The 18,188-nt window shown below is 69.7% G+C and carries 13 protein-coding genes and 1 riboswitch; of the genes, 10 read left to right on the plus strand and 3 right to left on the minus strand.

Annotated features, from left to right (window positions below; translation table 11 throughout):
- Positions 1 to 115 precede the first annotated feature (115 nt).
- Positions 116 to 1,852, minus strand: a complete 1,737-nt coding sequence (locus KXS11_RS14995) for a glycerol-3-phosphate dehydrogenase/oxidase (protein WP_437386515.1) — start codon at positions 1,850 to 1,852, stop codon at positions 116 to 118.
- A 137-nt stretch (positions 1,853 to 1,989) separates the two neighbouring features.
- Here KXS11_RS14995 and KXS11_RS15000 point away from each other — a divergent pair, with 137 nt between their 5' ends.
- From KXS11_RS15000 to KXS11_RS15030, 7 genes are all read left to right on the plus strand, one after another.
- On the plus strand, positions 1,990 to 2,976 hold the full coding sequence (locus KXS11_RS15000) for a sugar-binding transcriptional regulator (protein WP_437386409.1): 987 nt from the start codon (positions 1,990 to 1,992) through the stop codon (positions 2,974 to 2,976).
- Positions 2,977 to 3,178: 202 nt separating this feature from the next.
- Positions 3,179 to 3,341: riboswitch (FMN riboswitch) on the plus strand.
- Between the two features lie 78 nt (positions 3,342 to 3,419).
- Positions 3,420 to 4,502, plus strand: a complete 1,083-nt coding sequence (gene ribD, locus KXS11_RS15005; RefSeq protein ID WP_437386410.1) for a bifunctional diaminohydroxyphosphoribosylaminopyrimidine deaminase/5-amino-6-(5-phosphoribosylamino)uracil reductase RibD — start codon at positions 3,420 to 3,422, stop codon at positions 4,500 to 4,502.
- Positions 4,503 to 4,524: 22 nt separating this feature from the next.
- Positions 4,525 to 5,223, plus strand: coding sequence for a riboflavin synthase (locus KXS11_RS15010; RefSeq protein ID WP_437386411.1), 699 nt, complete (start codon positions 4,525 to 4,527; stop codon positions 5,221 to 5,223).
- Entirely contained in the window at positions 5,220 to 6,515 is a 1,296-nt protein-coding gene (ribA, locus tag KXS11_RS15015) for a GTP cyclohydrolase II (RefSeq protein WP_437386412.1), read from the plus strand. The genes KXS11_RS15010 and ribA overlap by 4 nt, the downstream gene beginning before the upstream one ends.
- A 46-nt stretch (positions 6,516 to 6,561) precedes the next feature.
- Positions 6,562 to 7,032, plus strand: a complete 471-nt coding sequence (gene ribH, locus KXS11_RS15020; protein WP_437386413.1) for a 6,7-dimethyl-8-ribityllumazine synthase — start codon at positions 6,562 to 6,564, stop codon at positions 7,030 to 7,032.
- A gap of 196 nt (positions 7,033 to 7,228) precedes the next feature.
- Positions 7,229 to 8,575, plus strand: a complete 1,347-nt coding sequence (locus KXS11_RS15025) for an MFS transporter (RefSeq protein WP_437386414.1) — start codon at positions 7,229 to 7,231, stop codon at positions 8,573 to 8,575.
- A gap of 187 nt (positions 8,576 to 8,762) precedes the next feature.
- Positions 8,763 to 10,691 (plus strand): ABC transporter ATP-binding protein, encoded by a 1,929-nt coding sequence (locus KXS11_RS15030; RefSeq protein WP_437386415.1) that lies wholly within the window; start codon positions 8,763 to 8,765, stop codon positions 10,689 to 10,691.
- A 38-nt stretch (positions 10,692 to 10,729) separates the two neighbouring features.
- On the opposite strand, the gene KXS11_RS15035 is transcribed toward KXS11_RS15030, so the two are convergent.
- Positions 10,730 to 12,595, minus strand: a complete 1,866-nt coding sequence (locus KXS11_RS15035) for a phosphoenolpyruvate carboxykinase (GTP) (protein ID WP_437386416.1) — start codon at positions 12,593 to 12,595, stop codon at positions 10,730 to 10,732.
- 123 nt (positions 12,596 to 12,718) lie between these two features.
- Here KXS11_RS15035 and KXS11_RS15040 point away from each other — a divergent pair, with 123 nt between their 5' ends.
- Entirely contained in the window at positions 12,719 to 14,176 is a 1,458-nt protein-coding gene (locus tag KXS11_RS15040; RefSeq protein WP_437386417.1) for a helix-turn-helix domain-containing protein, read from the plus strand.
- Here the strand turns inward: KXS11_RS15040 and KXS11_RS15045 are convergent.
- Positions 14,161 to 15,360, minus strand: coding sequence for a DUF4192 family protein (locus KXS11_RS15045; protein ID WP_437386418.1), 1,200 nt, complete (start codon positions 15,358 to 15,360; stop codon positions 14,161 to 14,163). The genes KXS11_RS15040 and KXS11_RS15045 overlap by 16 nt on opposite strands.
- A 224-nt stretch (positions 15,361 to 15,584) precedes the next feature.
- On the opposite strand from KXS11_RS15045, the gene KXS11_RS15050 reads away from it, so the two are divergent.
- Both KXS11_RS15050 and KXS11_RS15055 read left to right on the plus strand, forming a co-directional pair.
- Positions 15,585 to 17,297, plus strand: a complete 1,713-nt coding sequence (locus KXS11_RS15050; protein ID WP_437386419.1) for a thiamine pyrophosphate-binding protein — start codon at positions 15,585 to 15,587, stop codon at positions 17,295 to 17,297.
- A 38-nt stretch (positions 17,298 to 17,335) separates the two neighbouring features.
- Positions 17,336 to 18,130, plus strand: coding sequence for an alpha/beta fold hydrolase (locus KXS11_RS15055; RefSeq protein ID WP_437386420.1), 795 nt, complete (start codon positions 17,336 to 17,338; stop codon positions 18,128 to 18,130).
- Positions 18,131 to 18,188 lie beyond the last annotated feature (58 nt).

Here is an 18,188-nt window from a genome sequence, read left to right on the forward strand (position 1 = left end):
TGGAGGCTGACGCCGAGGCGCGAGCCCCCACTGGGCGGGGTTTCGCTGACCAGTTGCTTGTAACGTAGCCAGCTCGCGTTGCACAGGACAAGGGGCTTGCCTGCACGTTCGTGCATTATGAGAACGCGGGGGCCTCGTGCACGGCATCGGCGCGGAGGTCGACCTGGTGCGCATCGCGCAGGCGGTCGAGCGCTGCGGTGATCTGAGCGGTCCGTTCCGCGTCGTTCCAGCCGAGGACGCCGCCGACGACGCGGGCGATCTCGTCGACCAGGGCCGCCGACAGCGAACCGGTGAACGCGAGGCTCGTCCGACGGTGGAGGACGTCGGAGAGGTGCACGACCTGCTCGTGCTCGACGAGGTACTCGAGCTCCTGCACGCTGTAGTCGCTCGCACCTGCGAGACGATCGTCGCCGTGCTCGGCGAGGTGCTCGAGCAGGTTGGCGGCCTTCGTCCCGTACCGGTGGAGCAACTGCTCGGCGCGCTCGACACCGGTGCCGTCCTCATGGGCGGCGACCCAGGTGCGGGTCGCGGAGTCGGTGCGCGGGAAGCCGGCACCGCCGCCGATCGCGAGGCCCAGGGTCTCGACGGGACGCGGGGCTCCGAGAGCACCGAGGACCTCGGTGCTCAGGTGCTCGGCGAGCGCACGGAACGTGGTCCACTTGCCGCCGACCAGACTGAAGACCGTGGTGGCCGGGCGTGCGGCCGCGGTGCGCCGCTCGATGCGGTAGTCGCGCGACACGAAGCCGGGAGCCTCGTCGTCGTGCTTGGGCAACGGGCGGATACCCGAGAAGCGGTAGACGATCTGGTCACGCGAGGTGGCGATGGTCGGGAAGACGTGCTTCACGAGGTCGAAGAAGTAGTCGACCTCCTCCTCCGTGCAGACCGAGGGCGTGCTCGGATCGGCGTCGATGTCGGTGGTGCCGACCATGACCTTGCCCTTCAGCGGGTAGATCAGCACGATACGACCGTCCTCGTGCTCGAAGAAGATCTCGCGTCCATCCGTCGCGGCGAGCAACTCAGGGTTGTCGAGGACGATGTGGGAGCCCTTCGTGCCGCCCATGTAGGTGGTCGGCTCGCCGAGGCCGGCGTTCGTGAGGTCGGTCCACGGTCCCGAGGTGTTCACGACGACATCGCTCTCGACGGTGAAGGTCGCTCCCGTGACGGTGTCGCGCAGTTCGACGCCGCCCTGGCCCATGCCGATCGCTTCGACGTAGTTGACGGCCCGGGCGTGCGGACCGGCTGCCAGGCCGTCCATGAGGACGTCGAGGGCGAGGCGCTCCGGGTCGTGCATCGAGGCGTCGTAGTAGGTGGCCGTGTACTTCAGGCCTGGGTTCATCCGCGGCAGTTCGGCGAGCGACTTCTTGCGGCCGAGGAAGCGGTGGCGTGGCACGCTGCCACCGTCGCGCGAGAAGGAGTCGTACGCGGTGAGACCGACCTTGATGAGCAGGGCACCGCGCTCCTGCGGCTTGCCCTGCTTGTGCGTGAGGAACCGCAGCGGGGCGGAGAGGATGCCCGAGAAGGTCGAGAAGATGGGCACCGTCGTCCGCAGCGGCTTGACGTAGTGCGGCGCGATCTTGATGAGACCGTTGCGCTCCTGCACCGACTCCTGGACGAGGCGGAACTCGCCGTTCTCGAGGTAGCGGATGCCGCCGTGGATCATGTGGCTGGACGCAGCGGACGCACCGGAAGCCCAGTCGTTCCGCTCCACCAGCGTCACGTCGACGCCCTGGAGCGCGAGGTCGCGGAAGGTCGCAATGCCGTTGATGCCGCCGCCGATGATGAGCACCGACGCCTTCGGGCGGTCGATGACGGACTGGACGGTGGAACGGGGAGCTGACGCCTGGACGGACATGAGGATGCCTCGCTTCTTCGCGGATGGTGGAACACGACGCAGCCGGGATTGCGCGCCGCCGATCGGTGTGACTGAATACATCGTGACACCGCTGCAACTCTGAACAGCCCCGATGAACAAACGTGCAAGGAGACCTGATGTCGCTCGCAGACGCCCTCAGTCAGCCCGACAGGACAGCCGAGGCGCTTCGAGCGGCCCAGCTCTACTACGTCCAGGACCTCACGATGGAGGCCATCGCCCAGGAGCTCCACACCTCGCGTTCCTCGGTCTCCCGCCTGCTCGGATATGCGCGGGAGAGCGGGCTCGTGGACATCCAGGTGCGATCGCCGCACGACATGCCGTCCCACCTGGAGGCTGCGTTCCGTGACCGTTGGGGCGTCACCGCGCACATCGTCCCGGTCCCCGACCACACGAGCGACATCGACCGGCTCGAACGCGTCGCCCTGTCGGCTGCACGTTTTCTCGGCACGGTCTTCGACTCGAACATGACGCTGGGGCTCGCCTGGGGATCCACGGTCAGCGCCGTCGCCCGACACCTCACCCCGAAGCGGACCCACAACTCGCAGATCGTGCAGCTGAACGGTGCAGCGAACACCCGCACGTCCGGCATCCTCTACGCGAGCGAGATCCTGCACCGGTACGCCGACGCCTACGGGGCGTACGCCCAGCAGTTCGCCGTGCCCGCGTTCTTCGACGACCCGGCGACGAAGCTCGCCCTGTGGCGGGAGCGCAGTATCCGACGGGTGCTCGAGATCCAGCGACGCATGGACGTCGCACTGTTCGGGCTCGGTTCGCAGCTCTCCGGGGTTCCGAGCCACGTCTACGTCGGCGGGTACCTCGACGACTCCGACTTCGAGGCCCTCGCGAGCGCCGGCGCCGTCGGCGACGTCGCGACGGTGTTCTTCCGAGCAGACGGTTCCTGGCGCGACATCCCCTTCAACGACCGGGCGTCGGGTCCCGACCTCGATGTCTTGCGTGGTGTGTCCCGCCGCATCTGCGTCGTCGCGGGTTCCGCGAAGGTCCCCTCGCTGCTCGGCGCGCTGGCGGGCGGGCTGATCTCGGACCTCGTGGTCGACGAGGGCACCGCTCGCGCGGCGATCGAACAGCACGATCGCGAGGCGTGAGGCCGGCGAGGTCGACGGAAGGTGACGGTCTGCTCGCCGAGCAAGACATCGCCCGTTCCTGAAGTGACCGCGTGCACCGTCCCTCCCGTGCACGTCCGAGGGTCGAGCGTCCGCTGCCGCTAGCCGACCGTGCAATCCCGCGTCATATGCGGGCGGGAATAGGACCGGCTCGATGCCCGTTGACCTAGAATCGAGACAGAGAAACGTGCTCCGGGGTCGGTGAGAGTCCGAACCGGCGGTGACAGTCCGCGACCCGCGGCATCGTGAAGACGATGCCCGGTTGACCTGGTGGAACTCCAGGACCGACGGTTATGAACGCGTCTGCATGCAGACGGCGTTCGAGTCCGGATGGAAGGAAGCACGGGCGGAGGCCGTCGGTCGACGCCGGCGAGCACCTGCCCGCGACCCCGGAACTCGTGTCCTACGACCGAGAAGACGGACAGATGAGCGCAGCACCCGAGGAACCGCCGGCGACCAGCCGAGAGCAGCAGGCGATGCTGCGCGCGCTCGAGATCGCGGCGAACGGCCCGGCACGCGGCGTGAACCCGCAGGTCGGCTGCGTCATCCTCGGTGCAGACGGAACCGTCATCGCCGAAGGCTGGCACCGGGGCGTTGGCACCGCCCACGCGGAGGTCGACGCGCTCTCGCAACTCGCCCCGGGGGCTGCCCGCGGCGCGACCGCCGTCGTCACGCTCGAACCCTGCAACCACACCGGTCACACCGGCCCCTGCGCCGTCGCCCTGATCGAAGCCGGAATCGGGCGGGTGGTCTTCGCCGTCTCCGATCCCGGCAGCCACTCGGGCGGTGGCGCAGAGCGTCTGCGCGCAGCGGGCGTCTCCGTCACCGGCGGTGTCCTGGTCGACGAAGCGGAGGCGTTCCTCGGCGACTGGCTCACCGTCGCGCGCCTCGGACGCCCCCTCGTCACCGTGAAGTGGGCTTCGAGCCTCGACGGCCGGATCGCTGCCGCCGACGGCACGAGCCGCTGGATCACGGGCGACGCCGCTCGCGCCGACGTCCACAGGCGCCGTTCCGAACACGACGCGATCCTGGTGGGCACGGGGACCGCGCTCGCGGACGACCCGAGCCTCACCGCTCGCGATGAACTGGGCGGGTTGCTGCCCGCGCAACCGATCCCGGTCGTGATGGGCACCCGCGCGATCCCCACGGACGCCGCCGTGCACCGCCACCCGCTGCCGGTGGTCCTCCACCACGGGCACGACCCGGCCGCACTCCTCGCCGAGTTGCGTGCCACCGGGGTGCGGAGCGTCTTCATCGAGGGCGGCCCGACGATCGCGACCGCGTTCCTCCGCGCCGGCCTCGCCGACACCGTGCTCACCTACCTCGCGCCGGTACTCCTCGGCGGCCCGCGTCTCGCGATCGACGACCTCGGGATCGCCACGATCGGCGACGCCCTCCGGCTCGAAACCGTTTCTGTGGAACGCCTCGGCGCCGACCTCCTGCTCATCTCGGCCCCGACGACGAGTGCGCCCCGCATCCCGTCCACCGACCGCACCCTCAGCGTCTAACACCCACAGAACGGATCAGCGCATGTTCACGGGAATCATCGAAGAACTCGGCTCCATCATCGCCATCGAGCATGGCGAGGCGTCCGCGCGCTTCACCATCCGCGGCCCCCTCGCGCTCGAAGGCACCCGCCACGGCGACTCGATCGCCGTCAGCGGTGTCTGCCTCACCGTCGTCGAGCAGACCGACGACAGCTTCACGGCGGACGTGATGGCGCAGACCCTCCGGATGTCCTCGCTCGATGCCGCGACCGTCGGTTCGCGGGTGAACCTCGAACGCGCCGCCCGCGTGGGCGACCGGCTCGGCGGCCACATCGTGCAGGGCCATGTCGACGGCACCGGTCGGATCCTCGCGACCGTGCCCGGCGAGGCCTGGCGCGTCGTCCGCGTCTCCCTCCCGGACTCCCTCGCCCCGCTCGTCGTCGATAAGGGCTCGATCACCGTCGACGGCGTCTCCCTGACCGTGAGCGCGATCAGCGAACCGAACGCGGCCGAACCGTGGTTCGAGGTCTCTCTGATCCCCGAAACACTCGAAGCGACCACACTCGGCGTCCGCGTCCCCGGAGACCGCGTCAACCTCGAGACCGACATCCTCGCCCGGCACGTCGAGCGCATGCTCGCCTTCAGCCGCAACGACCACCTCGACATCGCCAGCAGCATCGACCAGGACCCGCACTCCGCTGGTCCGGTCGGCACCACCGCCACCGGAAGGGGCAACGCATGAGCATCGCCAGCATCCCGGAGGCGCTCGACGCCCTCCGCCAGGGCAAGCCGGTCATCGTGGCCGACGACGAAGGCCGCGAGAACGAGGGTGACGTCATCCTCGCCGCGGAGTCGGCGACGCAGGAGTGGATCGCCTGGACGGTCAAGCACTCCTCGGGGTTCATCTGCGCGCCCATGACCAACGAGATCGCCGACCGCCTCGCGCTGCCGCCGATGGTCGCGGTCAACGAGGACGCCCGGGGCACCGCCTACACGGTCACCGTCGACGCCGCCGACCGCCTCAGCACCGGCATCAGCGCCGCCGATCGCGCCCACACGCTCCGCGTCCTCGCCGACCCGGCATCCACGCCGTCCAAGCTGTCACGTCCCGGCCACATCGTGCCGCTCCGTGCCGTCGACGGCGGCGTGCGCGAGCGCGACGGCCACACGGAGGCGGCGGTCGACCTGCTGAAGCTCGCCGGCCTCGTGCCTGTCGGCGCGATCTCCGAGATCGTCGCCGACGACGGGGAGATGATGCGCCTCCCCGGGCTCATCGAACTGGGCGAACGAGAGGGGGTGCTCGTCACCACGATCGCCGCCCTCGTCGCCTTCCTCGAGGAGAACCCGGACGCGGCAGCCGTCTGCACCCGGTCTCGGGGCCCGCAGGCGGTCATCCCCGAGTCGTCGAACGTCTCCTTCGAGGTCGAGACGACCGTGCCGACCACCCACGGATCGTTCCGACTGCGCGCCTACCGCGACCGCCGCACCGGCGCCGACCACGTCGCGATCATCGCCGGCGACCCCCAGCCGACCGGATCACTCGTACGGGTGCACTCCGAGTGCCTGACGGGCGAGGCGTTCGGCTCACTCAAGTGCGAGTGCGGTCCGCAACTCGACAGCGCGCTCGACACCATCCAACGGCACGGCGGCGTCGTGATCTACCTCCGCGGACACGAGGGGCGGGGCATCGGGCTCATCAACAAGCTCCGCGCCTACCGACTGCAGGAGGACGGCCTCGACACGCTCGACGCGAACATCGCGCTCGGTCTCCCGGCCGACGCCCGCGACTACACGGCGGCCAGCGCGATCCTCACCGACCTCGGGATCACCTCGGTCCGACTCCTGTCGAACAACCCCGAGAAGGAGCGACAGCTGACCGCACACGGCATCGCCGTGAGCGAGCGGGTGCCGCTGATCGTGGGCGTCGGCCTCTTCAACGAGGGCTACCTCGAGACGAAGCGGGACCGCATGGGCCACAGCATCGGCTTCGACCTCGAAGCACAGCCGGAACCCGAGAACCAGCCTCACCAGTAGGCGCACCAGCCCTCGACACGATCGGGGAACGAACGAAGGAGACCGCATGAGCGGCGAAGGATCCCCCACCATCACCGTCGACGGCACCGGCCTCGACATCGTCATCATCGCCGGCACGTGGCACGAGACCATCACCGACGGCCTCATCGCCGGCGCGGTGAAGGCACTCGACGCGAGCGGAGCGAACCACCGGCTCGTGCGGGTGCCCGGCAGCTTCGAGTTGCCGGTCGCCTCCAAAGCCGCACTCGAGGCCGGTGCGGACGCGGTCGTGGCACTCGGCGTCATCATCCGTGGCGGTACGCCGCACTTCGAGTACGTCTCGGACGCGGCGACGAGCGGCCTCACGAACGTCAGCATCCAGACCGGCAAGCCCGTCGGCTTCGGTGTCCTGACGCTCGACGACGAGAAGCAGGGCCTCGACCGGGCCGGCCTTCCCGGCTCCAAGGAGGACAAGGGTGCCGAGGCCGCAGACGCCGCCGTCGCCACCGCCGTGCTCCTCCGCGAACTGCGCGGCTAAGCCGTTCGCCGCGGCATTCCGAATCCGGCATACGTCCACCGGCGGTGCCAGGAATACCGGAATGCCGCGGTTCGGCGTACAGTGTCAGGGTCCTGCCACAAGCGGGCCCACATCTTGATCCTGCTGTCGTCGGCGGGCGTGCGTGACCGGTGCTGATGCCTCGACGGCATCCACCATCGAACCGAAACGCGCACGCATGTCTCTCGAAGCAACACCTGCCACCACCGCCCCGGTCAACCCGCGGTCCCGAGTCGTCCTCGCCAGCCTCATCGGCACGACGATCGAGTTCTACGACTTCTACGTCTACGCCACGGCCGCAGTCCTCGTCTTCCCGCACCTCTTCTTCCCGAGCGAAGACCCCACGACCGGCCTCCTCGCATCGTTCGCCGTCTTCGGCGCCGCGATGGTCGCGCGCCCCGTGGGTGCCGTCATCTTCGGACACCTCGGTGACAAACGCGGCCGCAAGGCGACCCTCGTCGGCGCACTGCTCACCATGGGCATCGCGACCTTCCTCATCGGCGTCCTGCCGACCTACCAGATGGTCGGCTGGGTCGCCCCGCTGCTGCTCGTGATCCTCCGCATCGGCCAGGGCTTCGCGCTCGGCGGCGAATGGTCCGGTGCTGCACTCGTCGCCACCGAGAACGCGCCGAAGGGCAAGCGCGCCCTGTTCGGCACGTTCCCGCAGCTCGGTGCGCCGATCGGCTTCATCATCGCCAACGGCCTCTTCCTCATCATCGCCGCGATCCTCCCGAGCGACGACCCGTCGATGCCCTCCGAGGCCTTCCTCGAATGGGGCTGGCGAATCCCCTTCCTGTTCTCCGTCGTCATGGTGATCGTCGGACTCTGGGTGCGTCTGCGCCTCGTCGAGAGCAGCGCGTTCACGAACGCGAAGGAGCAGGGCAAGGTCCAGAAGACCCCGCTCGTCAGCGTCTTCAAGCTGCACTGGCGGAAGCTCATCCTCGGCACCTTCTTCATGCTCGCCACCTACGTGCTCTTCTACCTGATGACGACGTTCTCCCTGAGTTACGGCCGTGCGCCGCTCGACGCCCCGGTCGCCGGCCTCGGCTACAGCTACACGACCTTCGTGCTCATGCTCATCGCCGGCGTCGTGTTCTTCGGGATCTTCACCCTCGTCTCGGGTCCGCTCGCCGACCGGTACGGACGCCGCAAGACGCTCATCGTCGTCACCTCGGCGATCATCCTCTTCGGTCTCGTCTGGGTGCCGCTCCTCGGAGCCGGCTTCGCAGGCGTCATGATCTGGCTGATCATCGGCTTCAGCCTGATGGGCTTCACCTTCGGCCCGATGGGCGCACTCCTGCCCGAGCTGTTCCCGACGAACGTCCGCTACACCGGGTCCGGGATCTCCTACAACGTGTCGTCGATCCTCGGAGCCGCGGTGGCCCCGTTCATCGCCGTCGCACTGTGGAGTGCCGGCGGCGGCAGCCCGTTCTGGGTCGGCGTGTACCTCTCCGTGATGGCCGTGCTCACGCTCATCGCACTGATCGTCTCGAAGGAGACCAAGGACATCGACATCGACGCCTGAGTCACCGCGTCGCCGCGGGCCGGTGCGCGGAGGAATCCTCCGTGCATCGGCCCTCGCCGTCTCACCGGGTGTTGCCCTGCACTCGGGCTCGTACCCAGGCAGGCGTCGCCTAGAGTGGAAGGCGCTGTGCCACGACCGGCCACGGACGTCTCCTGGCCCGGGTACGGCACCACACAGGAAGAGCACGATGAGCACCTCTGCGTCCACGCCCCGGAGCCGCAACCCGTTCAGCCGCCCCAAGGACGACGGTCCCCGCGCGAGCCTCAAGCAGCTCCTGCCCTACATCTTCGAGCACCGCTCGATCCTCATCGTCGTCGTCATCCTGAGCATCATCGGTGCTGCAGCCTCGCTCGCGCAGCCGCTCATCGTGAGCCAGGTGATCGGCATCGTCGAGGCCGGGAAGTCCCTCGGCAACCTCGCGTGGCTCCTCGTCGGCCTCGTGGTCGTGTCCGGCATCATCAGCGGCTACCAGCACTACCTGCTGCAGCGGGCCGGCACCGGCGTCGTCTACTCCTCCAGGCGCCAGCTCATCGCGCGGATCTTCCGCCTCCCGATCAGCCAGTTCGACACCCGCCGCACGGGCGACCTCGTCTCCCGCGTCGGCAGCGACACCACGATGCTCTACGCCGTCCTGACGCAGGGCTTCGTCGACGCCGTCGGTGGTGCGATCACCTTCCTCGGCGCGCTCATCGCCATGGCGATCATCGACCCGGTGCTGCTCGGCTTGACCCTGCTCGTCGTCATCGTGTCGGTCGTGGTGGTCGTCGCGCTCAGCGGTCGTATCCGCGTCGCGAGCCGGCAGCAGCAGACGAAGGTCGGCGAACTCGCGGCAGCGGTCGAACGCGCGATCAGCTCCATCCGCACCATTCGCGCCTCCAATGCGACCGACCGCGAGATCGCGTCCGTGGACGGCGTCGCGAAGGAGGTGTACGGCGTCGGTGTGCGGATCGCGAAGATCTCGTCGCTCGTCGTGCCCGTCGCGGGCATCGCGATGCAGACCTCGTTCCTCGTCGTGCTCGGCGTCGGCGGTTTCCGCGTCGCGTCCGGCGCGATCACGATCGCGAACCTCGTCGCGTTCATCCTCTTCCTGTTCATGATGATCATGCCGCTCGGCCAGGCCTTCGGCGCGATCACGAGCGTCAACCAGGCCCTCGGAGCGCTCGGACGCATCCAGGAGATCCTCGACCTGCCCGACGAGGGCGACGACGACGCCGCCATCAGTGCCCGGGTCGCCTCCCCCGGTACGGCGTCCGCCGAGGCACCGTCGATCCAGTTCGACGGCGTCGAGTTCGCCTATCCCGACGCTGCGGTCGCCGAACGGGAGCGGGCCGCCGCCGAAGCCCTCGCCGCCGATGCGTTGAGCGACTCCGCACGCAGCCCCGAGGCCGTCGCGGCGGACGCCGCCCGACTCGCCGAGGCCTCGTCCTCGGCCGGCCGTCAGGTGCTCCGCGGCGTGTCCTTCGCGGCGATGCACGGACAGCGCACCGCGCTCGTCGGTCCGTCCGGGGCCGGCAAGAGCACGATCCTCGGCCTCATCGAGCGCTTCTACGACCCCACGGCCGGAGCGATCCGGCTCGGCGGGGTCGACATCCGCACGATCCCCCGCGAGGAGCTGCGTGGCCAGATCGGCTACGTCGAGCAGGATGCACCGGTGCTCGCCGGAACCCTCCGCGACAACCTCCTGCTCTCATCGCCCGAGGCGACGGATGCCGAGTGCGAGCGAGTGCTCCACGCGGTGAACCTCGGTGCGGTCCTCGACCGCAACCCGCTCGGCCTCGCAGCGCCCGTGGGCGAGGACGGCATCATGCTCTCCGGTGGCGAACGTCAGCGGCTCGCGATCGCGCGCGCACTGCTCGCCGCTCCCCCGATCCTGCTCCTCGACGAGTCGACCTCGAGCCTCGACGGGGTCAACGAGCAGATGATGCGCGAGGCCATCGACGCTGTGGCCACCGATCGTACGCTCATCGTCATCGCCCACAGGCTCTCCACCGTCGTCGACAGCGACCAGATCGTCGTCCTCGAGGAGGGCCAGGTCGTCGGCGTCGGCACCCACAGCGAGCTCGTCGCCGCTGTGCCGCTCTACCGCGAACTCGCGAAGCACCAGCTCCTCGTCTAGGACTGACGCCCGTTCGCCCGCCAGTGGGCGAACGGGCGTCAGTCGCGGAGACGGTAGCGCAGCGCTGCCAGCTCGGCGCGCAAGGCGGCTGGCACACGGCTGCCGAAGGTGTCGAAGAACGCCTCGGTGAGGTCGCACTCGGCGAGCCACGAGTCCCGGTCCACGGCGAACAGTGCCTCGAGGTCGGCCTGCGGGACATCGATTCCGTCGAGGTTCAGCTCGTCGAGCACCGGCAGTCGTCCGATCGCGGACTCCCGGGTGGAGGTCTCGTCTTCGAGGCGACGGACGATCCACTCGATCACGCGCGAGTTCTCGCCGAACCCCGGCCACAGGAACGATCCGTCCGCATCCTTGCGGAACCAGTTCACCTGGAAGATCTTCGGTGCCTTGCCGTGCTCCAACGTGCTGCCGACACGGAGCCAGTGGCCCCAGTAGTCGGCCATGTTGTAGCCGCAGAACGGCAGCATGGCGAACGGATCGCGCCGCAGCTCACCGACCGTGCCCTCAGCGGCGGCCGTCTGCTCGGACGAGATGGTGGCGCCCATGAACACGCCGTGCTCCCAGCTGCTCGCCTCGACGACGAGCGGGACGTTGGTGGCGCGACGTCCGCCGAACAGGATCGCGTCGAGCGGCACGCCGTCGGCCCCGTCCCAGTCGTCGGCGATCGACGGGCACTGCGCCGCCGAGACCGTGAACCGTGAGTTCGGATGCGCGGCCTTCCGGCCGGAGTCCGGCGTCCAGTCCTCGCCCTGCCAGTCGACGAGATGTGACGGCGCCTCGTCGGTCAGCCCCTCCCACCACACGTCGCCGTCGTCGCGCAGAGCGACGTTCGTGAAGATGGTGTTGCCCCACAGCGTCTCCACCGCGGTCGCGTTGGTGCCGGCACCGGTGCCGGGGGCCACACCGAAGAAGCCAGCCTCCGGGTTGATCGCGTACAACCGGCCGTCCTCGCCGCGACGGATCCAGGCGATGTCGTCGCCGAGCGTCTCGACCCGCCAGCCGGGAATGGTCGGGCGCAGCATGGCGAGGTTCGTCTTGCCGCACGCCGAGGGGAATGCCGCGGCGATGTGGAAGGCGCGGCCTTCCGGCGAGATGATCCGGACGAGCAGCATGTGCTCGGCGAGCCAGCCCTCGTCGCGGCCGATGACCGACGCGATCCGGAGCGCGAAGCACTTCTTGGCCAGCAGCGCATTGCCGCCGTACCCGGAGCCGAAGGACCACACCTCGCGGGTCTCGGGGAACTGGACGATGTACTTCGTGTCGTTGCAGGGCCACACGACGTCCGCTTCGCCCTCGGCGAGCGGCGCTCCGACCGAGTGGACGGTGCGGACCCACGGCTCGCCGGTGGCGATGAGGTCGAGGACGCGGTCGCCCATGCGGGTCATGATCCCCATGCTGAGCACGGCGTACGCGGAGTCGGTGATCTGGACACCCAGCTGGGAGAGCGGACCGCCGACGGCACCCATCGAGAACGGCACGACGTACATCGTGCGTCCGCGCATGCTTCCGGCGAAGACGTCCTGCAGCTCGGCACGCATCTCTCCCGGCTCGCGCCAGTTGTTCGTCGGGCCGGCGTCCTCCTCCTGCTCCGAGCAGATGAAGGTGCGGTCCTCGACGCGCGCGACGTCGCGCGGGTCGCTGCGGGCGAGGAAGCTGTTGGGCCGCCACTCGGGGTTCAGCTTGATGAGCTTGCCCTGCGCGACGAGCTCGCGGGTCAACTGATTGGACTCGCTCGCGGAGCCGTCGACCCAGTGGATCGCCGCGGGCTGCAACAGCTCGGCGAGCTCGTCGACCCAGGCGTGCAGCTCGTCCAGCCCGGTCGGTGCCGCCACGGGCACGGCGCGCAGCGCGCGACGGGAGGTGGGGACGGGGACTGGACTCGTGGTCAGCTCTGCGATGGACATGCGTTCCTCCGGCGTTGGTGGGACTGTCAAGAAGTGCTCCTGAATCCACGATGCGCCCTCTTCCACCGTTCTTTCTCAGAAATTGACTGGTAAGAATTGGAAATCTTTCGATATGGTCAAGGAATGACTCCGACACCGTCTGCACACGCGTCCGCCGAACTCGTGACGCTCGGACACCGCATCCGCCACTTCCGCAGCCAGCGGGGGCTCACCCTCGACGAGCTCGGCGAGCGCGTCGGCATCGCCGCCAGCCAGCTGTCGCTCATCGAGAACGGGAAGCGCGAGCCGAAGCTGTCGGTGCTGCAAGAACTCACCGCCGCGCTGGGCGTGGAGTTGGCGGACCTCCTCGCCAAGGAGGCGCCGAATCCGCGCGCGGCCCTCGAGATCGAACTCGACCGCCTGCAGCGCAGTGCGCTCTACGGCGAGCTCACCCTTCCCCTCGTGAAGCCGTCCAAGGGCATCCCCGACGATGCTCTGCGCGCCCTCGTCGGCTTGCATCGAGAGCTGCAGCGTCACGCGACCGAGGCGATCGCAACGCCCGAGGAGGCCCGGCGGGCGAACACCGAGCTCCGTGAGTGGATGCGTGCCCGCGACAACTACCTCCCCGAGATCGAGGAACTCGCCGAGTCGCGCGTGCTCCGGGCGGGACACAGCACCGGGGCGTTGACGCACCGCACGGTGAGCATCATGGCCGAGCAGCTCGGCTTCGATCTCATCTACGTGAACGACCTGCCGCACTCGGCTCGCAGTGTCACCGATCTGGAGAACGGCAGGATCTACCTCCCTCCGGCCTCGATCCCCGGTGGTCACGGGCTGCGGTCGATGGCGCTGCAGGCCATGGCGCACCGCCTGCTCGGCCACCAGCGCCCGACGAGCTACGCCGAGTTCCTGCGTCAACGTCTGGAGATCAACTACTTCGCGGCAGCAGCGCTCATGCCGCAGACGGCCGCTGTTGCGTTCCTGCAGCAGGCCAAGCGCGACCGGAACCTGGCCGTGGAGGACTTCCGGGATGCGTTCGGGGTGACCCACGAGGCGGCGGCACTCCGGCTCACCAACCTCGCCACCACGCAGCTCGACATGCGGCTGCACTTCCTCCGTGTCTCCGAGGACGGTGCCATCGCGAAAGCCTACGAGAACGATGAGCTCCCGCTGCCGGTCGACGTGACAGGAGCCGTCGAGGGGCAGATCGTCTGTCGGAAGTGGAGCGCCCGGAGCGCCTTCGACCGCACCAACCGGACGACCGAGCTCTACCAGTACACCGACACGCCCGCGGGCACCTTCTGGTGTGCCACGCAGACGGGCACCACCGACGCCGGAGAGTTCTCGATCTCCGTCGGTGTCCCCTGGGGCGAGGCGAAGTGGTTCCGGGGACGGGAGACCACGACGCGGGCCGTCTCGACCTGCCCGGATCCGCAGTGCTGTCGGCGTCCGTCGTCGACGCTCGCAGACAAGTGGCGGGAGCAGGCGTGGCCGAGCGCCCGTCTCCACACGCACATCCTGTCTCCCCTGCCGAGCGGCACCTTCCCCGGCGTCGACGACTCCGAGGTGTACGACTTCCTCGAGCGTCACGCGGCAGGGTGACCCGGCAGGGCGGCTCCCCTGCTCCGGTCGTCTGAGACGACCGCGAAGACCCAGTCCGGGAGGTGCCCCTGATCCACCATCGCGCGGATGGTGGGTGCCAGGCCGTCGTCGTGCGACGCCGCCGGAAGCTGGTCGAGGAACGCGAGTGCCCTGGTGCTCTGTCCGAGTGCCCAGCTGAACCAGGCGAGCATGCACAGTGGGGCGTGGCGGTGCGACTCCGGTGCACGCGCGGCCACGGCCCGCATCAGCGCGATCGCGGCGTGGACCCGCTCGAGGTGCGGCCTGGGGCCGTCCCCGACGAGGAGTCTCGCGACGCGATGGAACACCTCCGCGTCGCCGTCGCCGAGGCACCGATGCCCCTGGTCGTGCTCCGCATCGGCCAGTTCCTGCCCGAGTTCCGGACCGAACGCCCACTGCATCAGAGCGACGTCGCTCGCCCAGGCACGCGACACGGCGAGCAACAGCAGCGCGTGGCGCTCCGGCGTCATCCCGTCGGGTCCGTTCCTCAGCGCGACCTCGAAGAACTCCGGCATATCGCCCGGATGCTCGACCACCTGGACCGACCCCGGAGCGCACGGCAGCTCCGCACGTGCCGACTCGAGCAGTGCCGCGAGTTGCGTCGACATCTCGTCGAGGGCGAGTTCGACGGCGCGGCGCTCGGCCGGTTCCACCTCCGGAAGTGCCGCCGTGACGAGCTCGTCGGGCACGGCCACGACGTCGGCCAGTGGCGACGAGTCGACGATCGAGAGCGACCGCCCACCAGCCGGGATCTCGGGGTCGAAGTACGACGCCCAACCGTCCGTCGCGGAACACAGCGCGTCCTTCACGACGAATCCGTGCTGGCGAGCGAGTGCGATGACGGCCTGGACGATGGCGCGGCCGGGTGGCTCGACCACTCCGGCGCCGTCTGTTCGGGCGCCGAACGGTTCGTCGGTGTAGAGCACCGGTACGACGGCATCGACGCCCGGCGCCCGGCAGGCGAACCCGAGGACCCGTTGCGCAACGGCCTCCACCCCAGCCTCGGCGATCTTCGTGCCGCGAGGCAGGCCGATCCGGAGTGCTCCGCTGCTGCTGCGTCCGGCGAAGAGGACGAGGACGAGGCTCGAGGTCGGGGTGCACCCGACGAGCTGCGGGACGAGGGCGAGGAGGTCTTCGGCTGCATGAGCCTGCACGATCGTGGTCATGCGAAGAGCCTGCCCGCCTCGGGACCGGTCACGTCCGGCAGGCGTCGGGCATGTGGCATGGCTGCACAGTCGCCGCCCCTGTGCACAACGGTCGACCGCGAGGTAGAGTGTGCTCGTCAGACCCTGCAGCACCGGGGTCGTTGCTCGAAAAAAGGGCGATAGCGCGGCAGACACCGGCGAGACACACACGGAACCCATCCGTCCCGCTCTCGAAGGTCATCATCATGCCCGCACTCCCGTCGTCGACCGTCCCCGCGTCGACCCCCTCCGCCGGAACCGTCGCAGCGAGCGTCGCCCGCGCCCTCAGCCGCCACGTCTCCGATGTCTTCGGCGTGATGGGCAACGGCAACGCGTTCTTCCTCGACGCCCTCGCGACCACGGGGAGCCGGTTCACCGCCATGCGCCACGAGGCCGGCGGCGTCGCGGCCGCTGACGCCTACTACCGGACGAGCGGCCGGCTCGCAGCAGCGACGGCAACCTACGGCGCCGGGTACACCAACACCCTGACCCCGCTCGCCGAAGCCGTCATGGCGCGGATCCCCCTCGTGCTCGTCGTCGGCGACGCCCCGACGACCGGCGCCCGCCCGTGGGACGTCGACCAGTTCCAGATCGCCGCCGGACTGGGCGCCGCGACCTTCACCGTCGGTCGCGACGACGCGACGGCCACCACCGTCCGGGCGATCGAACACGCGGTGCACCATCGCACCGCCGTGGTGCTCGCGATCCCGTACGACCTCGCCGCAGCGCCGAGCGAGGAACCGTTGCGCGCCGACGGCACCACCTACCACCCCGCGCTCGTCCGTCCCGCTCGCGTCGAGCCCGTCGCCCGCAGGCTCGACGCAGCCGCTGCTGCCCTCCGCGGCGCACGACGCCCGCTCATCCTCGCTGGGCGCGGTGCCTGGCTCGCCGACGCGGGTGGCGCGCTCAGTGCACTGGCCGAGCGGCTGGACGGGTACACCGCGACCACGGCGCTCGGACTCGGCCTCTTCGGTGCGAGTGACCGCGACCTCGGGGTCGCGGGCGGCTTCGCAACGGATCACGCGGCAGAGCGCATCTCCGAGGCCGACGTCGTCCTCGTCGCAGGGGCTGGCCTCAACCAGTTCACGATGCGCTTCGGCGAGACCTTCGCCTCCGCCGCCCACGTCATCCAACTCGACGTCTCGGACGCCCCGACGAACCACCGGGTGGACGAGCTCGTCCGCGGCGACGCCGCCCTCTCAGCCGCAGGCCTCCTCGATCGTCTCGCCGAGCACCCGGGCTCCGGATGGTTCACGAGCGCAGGCCCGGTGCGCACCCGCGCGCACCTCGACCGCCACCCGGGCGCGCTTCGTGCCACCGACGGCCGCCTCGACCCACGGAGCCTGGCGCATCGCCTGAACGAACTCCTGCCGCCCGACCGCACCGTCGTCCAGGACGGCGGCCACTTCATCGGCTGGGCTCCCACCTACTTCGACATCCCCTCCCCCGATCGCCTCGTCATGGTCGGCACCGCCTACCAGTCGATCGGGCTCGGCTTCCCGAGCGCGGTCGGTGCGGCCGCCGCAACGCAGGGCGGGACCACGGTGCTCTGCACGGGCGACGGTGGCGGACTCATGGCCCTCGCCGACCTCGACACCGTCATCCGCGCGGTGCCGAGCGGTGTCGTGATCGTGTTCAACGACGCCGCCTACGGCGCGGAGATCCACCAGTACGGCTCGCGCGGCCTCGACAACGCTCCCATGCTCATCGACGAGGTCGACTTCGCAGCCGTCGCGCGTGCCCTCGGCGGGCAGGGCCTCACGATCGACAGTCTCGACGACCTCGTCGGACTCGAGGACTGGGTGCGCACCGGTGCGCACGGCGTGCTGCTCCTCGACTGCCGCATCTCGACGACCGTGGTCGCCCCCTACCTCGCGGAGATGGTGTCTCAGGCAGCCCAGCCGGTCAGCGCCACCTGACGGCCGCCAGAGCACACGGCCGCGGCTATCGTGGATCCGTGCTTCCCTCCAGCCCAGCCGTGCCGCCCACCTTCGTGATGTCGACGGACGGCCTCCGTATCGCCACCTACCTGCACGAGCCGGCCACGGGCATCGAGGAACGAGGCTCGATCGTGGCCGTCCACGGCTTCGCATCGAGTGCCGGCGTGAACTGGGATCTCGCGGGCTGGACGCGCACCCTCACCCGCGCCGGGTACCGGCTGCTCACCATCGACCAACGCGGGCACGGCGCCTCCGACAAGCCGCTCGACCCGGCCGCGTACCGGCTCGACGGCCTGGTCGACGACGTCCTCACGGTGCTCGACGGCTACGGTTTCGACGAACCGCACTACCTCGGGTACTCGCTCGGGTCACGTGTCGGCTGGCGGCTCGGCGTCCAGCATCCGGGTCGCGTCCGGACGCTGAGCCTCGGCGGCCTGCCGGAGGGCGATTCGCTGCGCGACTTCGACCTCGCGGCCGCGCGTGCCCGGGTGACCACCGGCGACACGATCACCGACGCGCTGACCTCGACGTACGTGACGATGGCGGAGGGGATTCCCGGCAACGACCTCGGTGCCCTGATCGCCCTGGTCGAAGGCCTCCGCGGCGGGCCACAGCCGAGCGTCGACGTGGTGCCGCCGGTGCCCATGCTGCTCGTCACCGGCGACGACGACGCGGTGGCCGCCGGCAGCCGCCGCCTCGCGGAGGCCGCCGGTGCTCGGTATGTCGGCCTCCCCGGACGCGAACACTTCAACGCGGTGTCGTCACGCGCGTTCAAGGACGCTGTGCTGGCGTTCCTCTCCGAGCAGGACTAGTCCGCCGCTCGACACGCTCTGGACCGGGACGTCGGTGCAGCCCGACAGGCAACGGGGA

The organism is Plantibacter flavus (genome assembly GCF_051487245.1).
Taxonomy (GTDB): Bacteria; Actinomycetota; Actinomycetes; order Actinomycetales; family Microbacteriaceae; genus Plantibacter; species Plantibacter flavus_B.

What these genes read in the sequence shown, in the direction of transcription:
- KXS11_RS14995 (WP_437386515.1), bottom strand. Translation starts at nt 1,852, where the DNA reads ATGTCCGTCCAGGCGTCAGCTCCCCGTTCCACCGTCCAGTCCGTCATC.
- KXS11_RS15000 (WP_437386409.1), top strand. Translation starts at nt 1,990, where the DNA reads ATGTCGCTCGCAGACGCCCTCAGTCAGCCCGACAGGACAGCCGAGGCG.
- ribD (WP_437386410.1), top strand. Translation starts at nt 3,420, where the DNA reads ATGAGCGCAGCACCCGAGGAACCGCCGGCGACCAGCCGAGAGCAGCAG.
- KXS11_RS15010 (WP_437386411.1), top strand. Translation starts at nt 4,525, where the DNA reads ATGTTCACGGGAATCATCGAAGAACTCGGCTCCATCATCGCCATCGAG.
- ribA (WP_437386412.1), top strand. Translation starts at nt 5,220, where the DNA reads ATGAGCATCGCCAGCATCCCGGAGGCGCTCGACGCCCTCCGCCAGGGC.
- ribH (WP_437386413.1), top strand. Translation starts at nt 6,562, where the DNA reads ATGAGCGGCGAAGGATCCCCCACCATCACCGTCGACGGCACCGGCCTC.
- KXS11_RS15025 (WP_437386414.1), top strand. Translation starts at nt 7,229, where the DNA reads ATGTCTCTCGAAGCAACACCTGCCACCACCGCCCCGGTCAACCCGCGG.
- KXS11_RS15030 (WP_437386415.1), top strand. Translation starts at nt 8,763, where the DNA reads ATGAGCACCTCTGCGTCCACGCCCCGGAGCCGCAACCCGTTCAGCCGC.
- KXS11_RS15035 (WP_437386416.1), bottom strand. Translation starts at nt 12,595, where the DNA reads ATGTCCATCGCAGAGCTGACCACGAGTCCAGTCCCCGTCCCCACCTCC.
- KXS11_RS15040 (WP_437386417.1), top strand. Translation starts at nt 12,719, where the DNA reads ATGACTCCGACACCGTCTGCACACGCGTCCGCCGAACTCGTGACGCTC.
- KXS11_RS15045 (WP_437386418.1), bottom strand. Translation starts at nt 15,360, where the DNA reads ATGACCACGATCGTGCAGGCTCATGCAGCCGAAGACCTCCTCGCCCTC.
- KXS11_RS15050 (WP_437386419.1), top strand. Translation starts at nt 15,585, where the DNA reads ATGCCCGCACTCCCGTCGTCGACCGTCCCCGCGTCGACCCCCTCCGCC.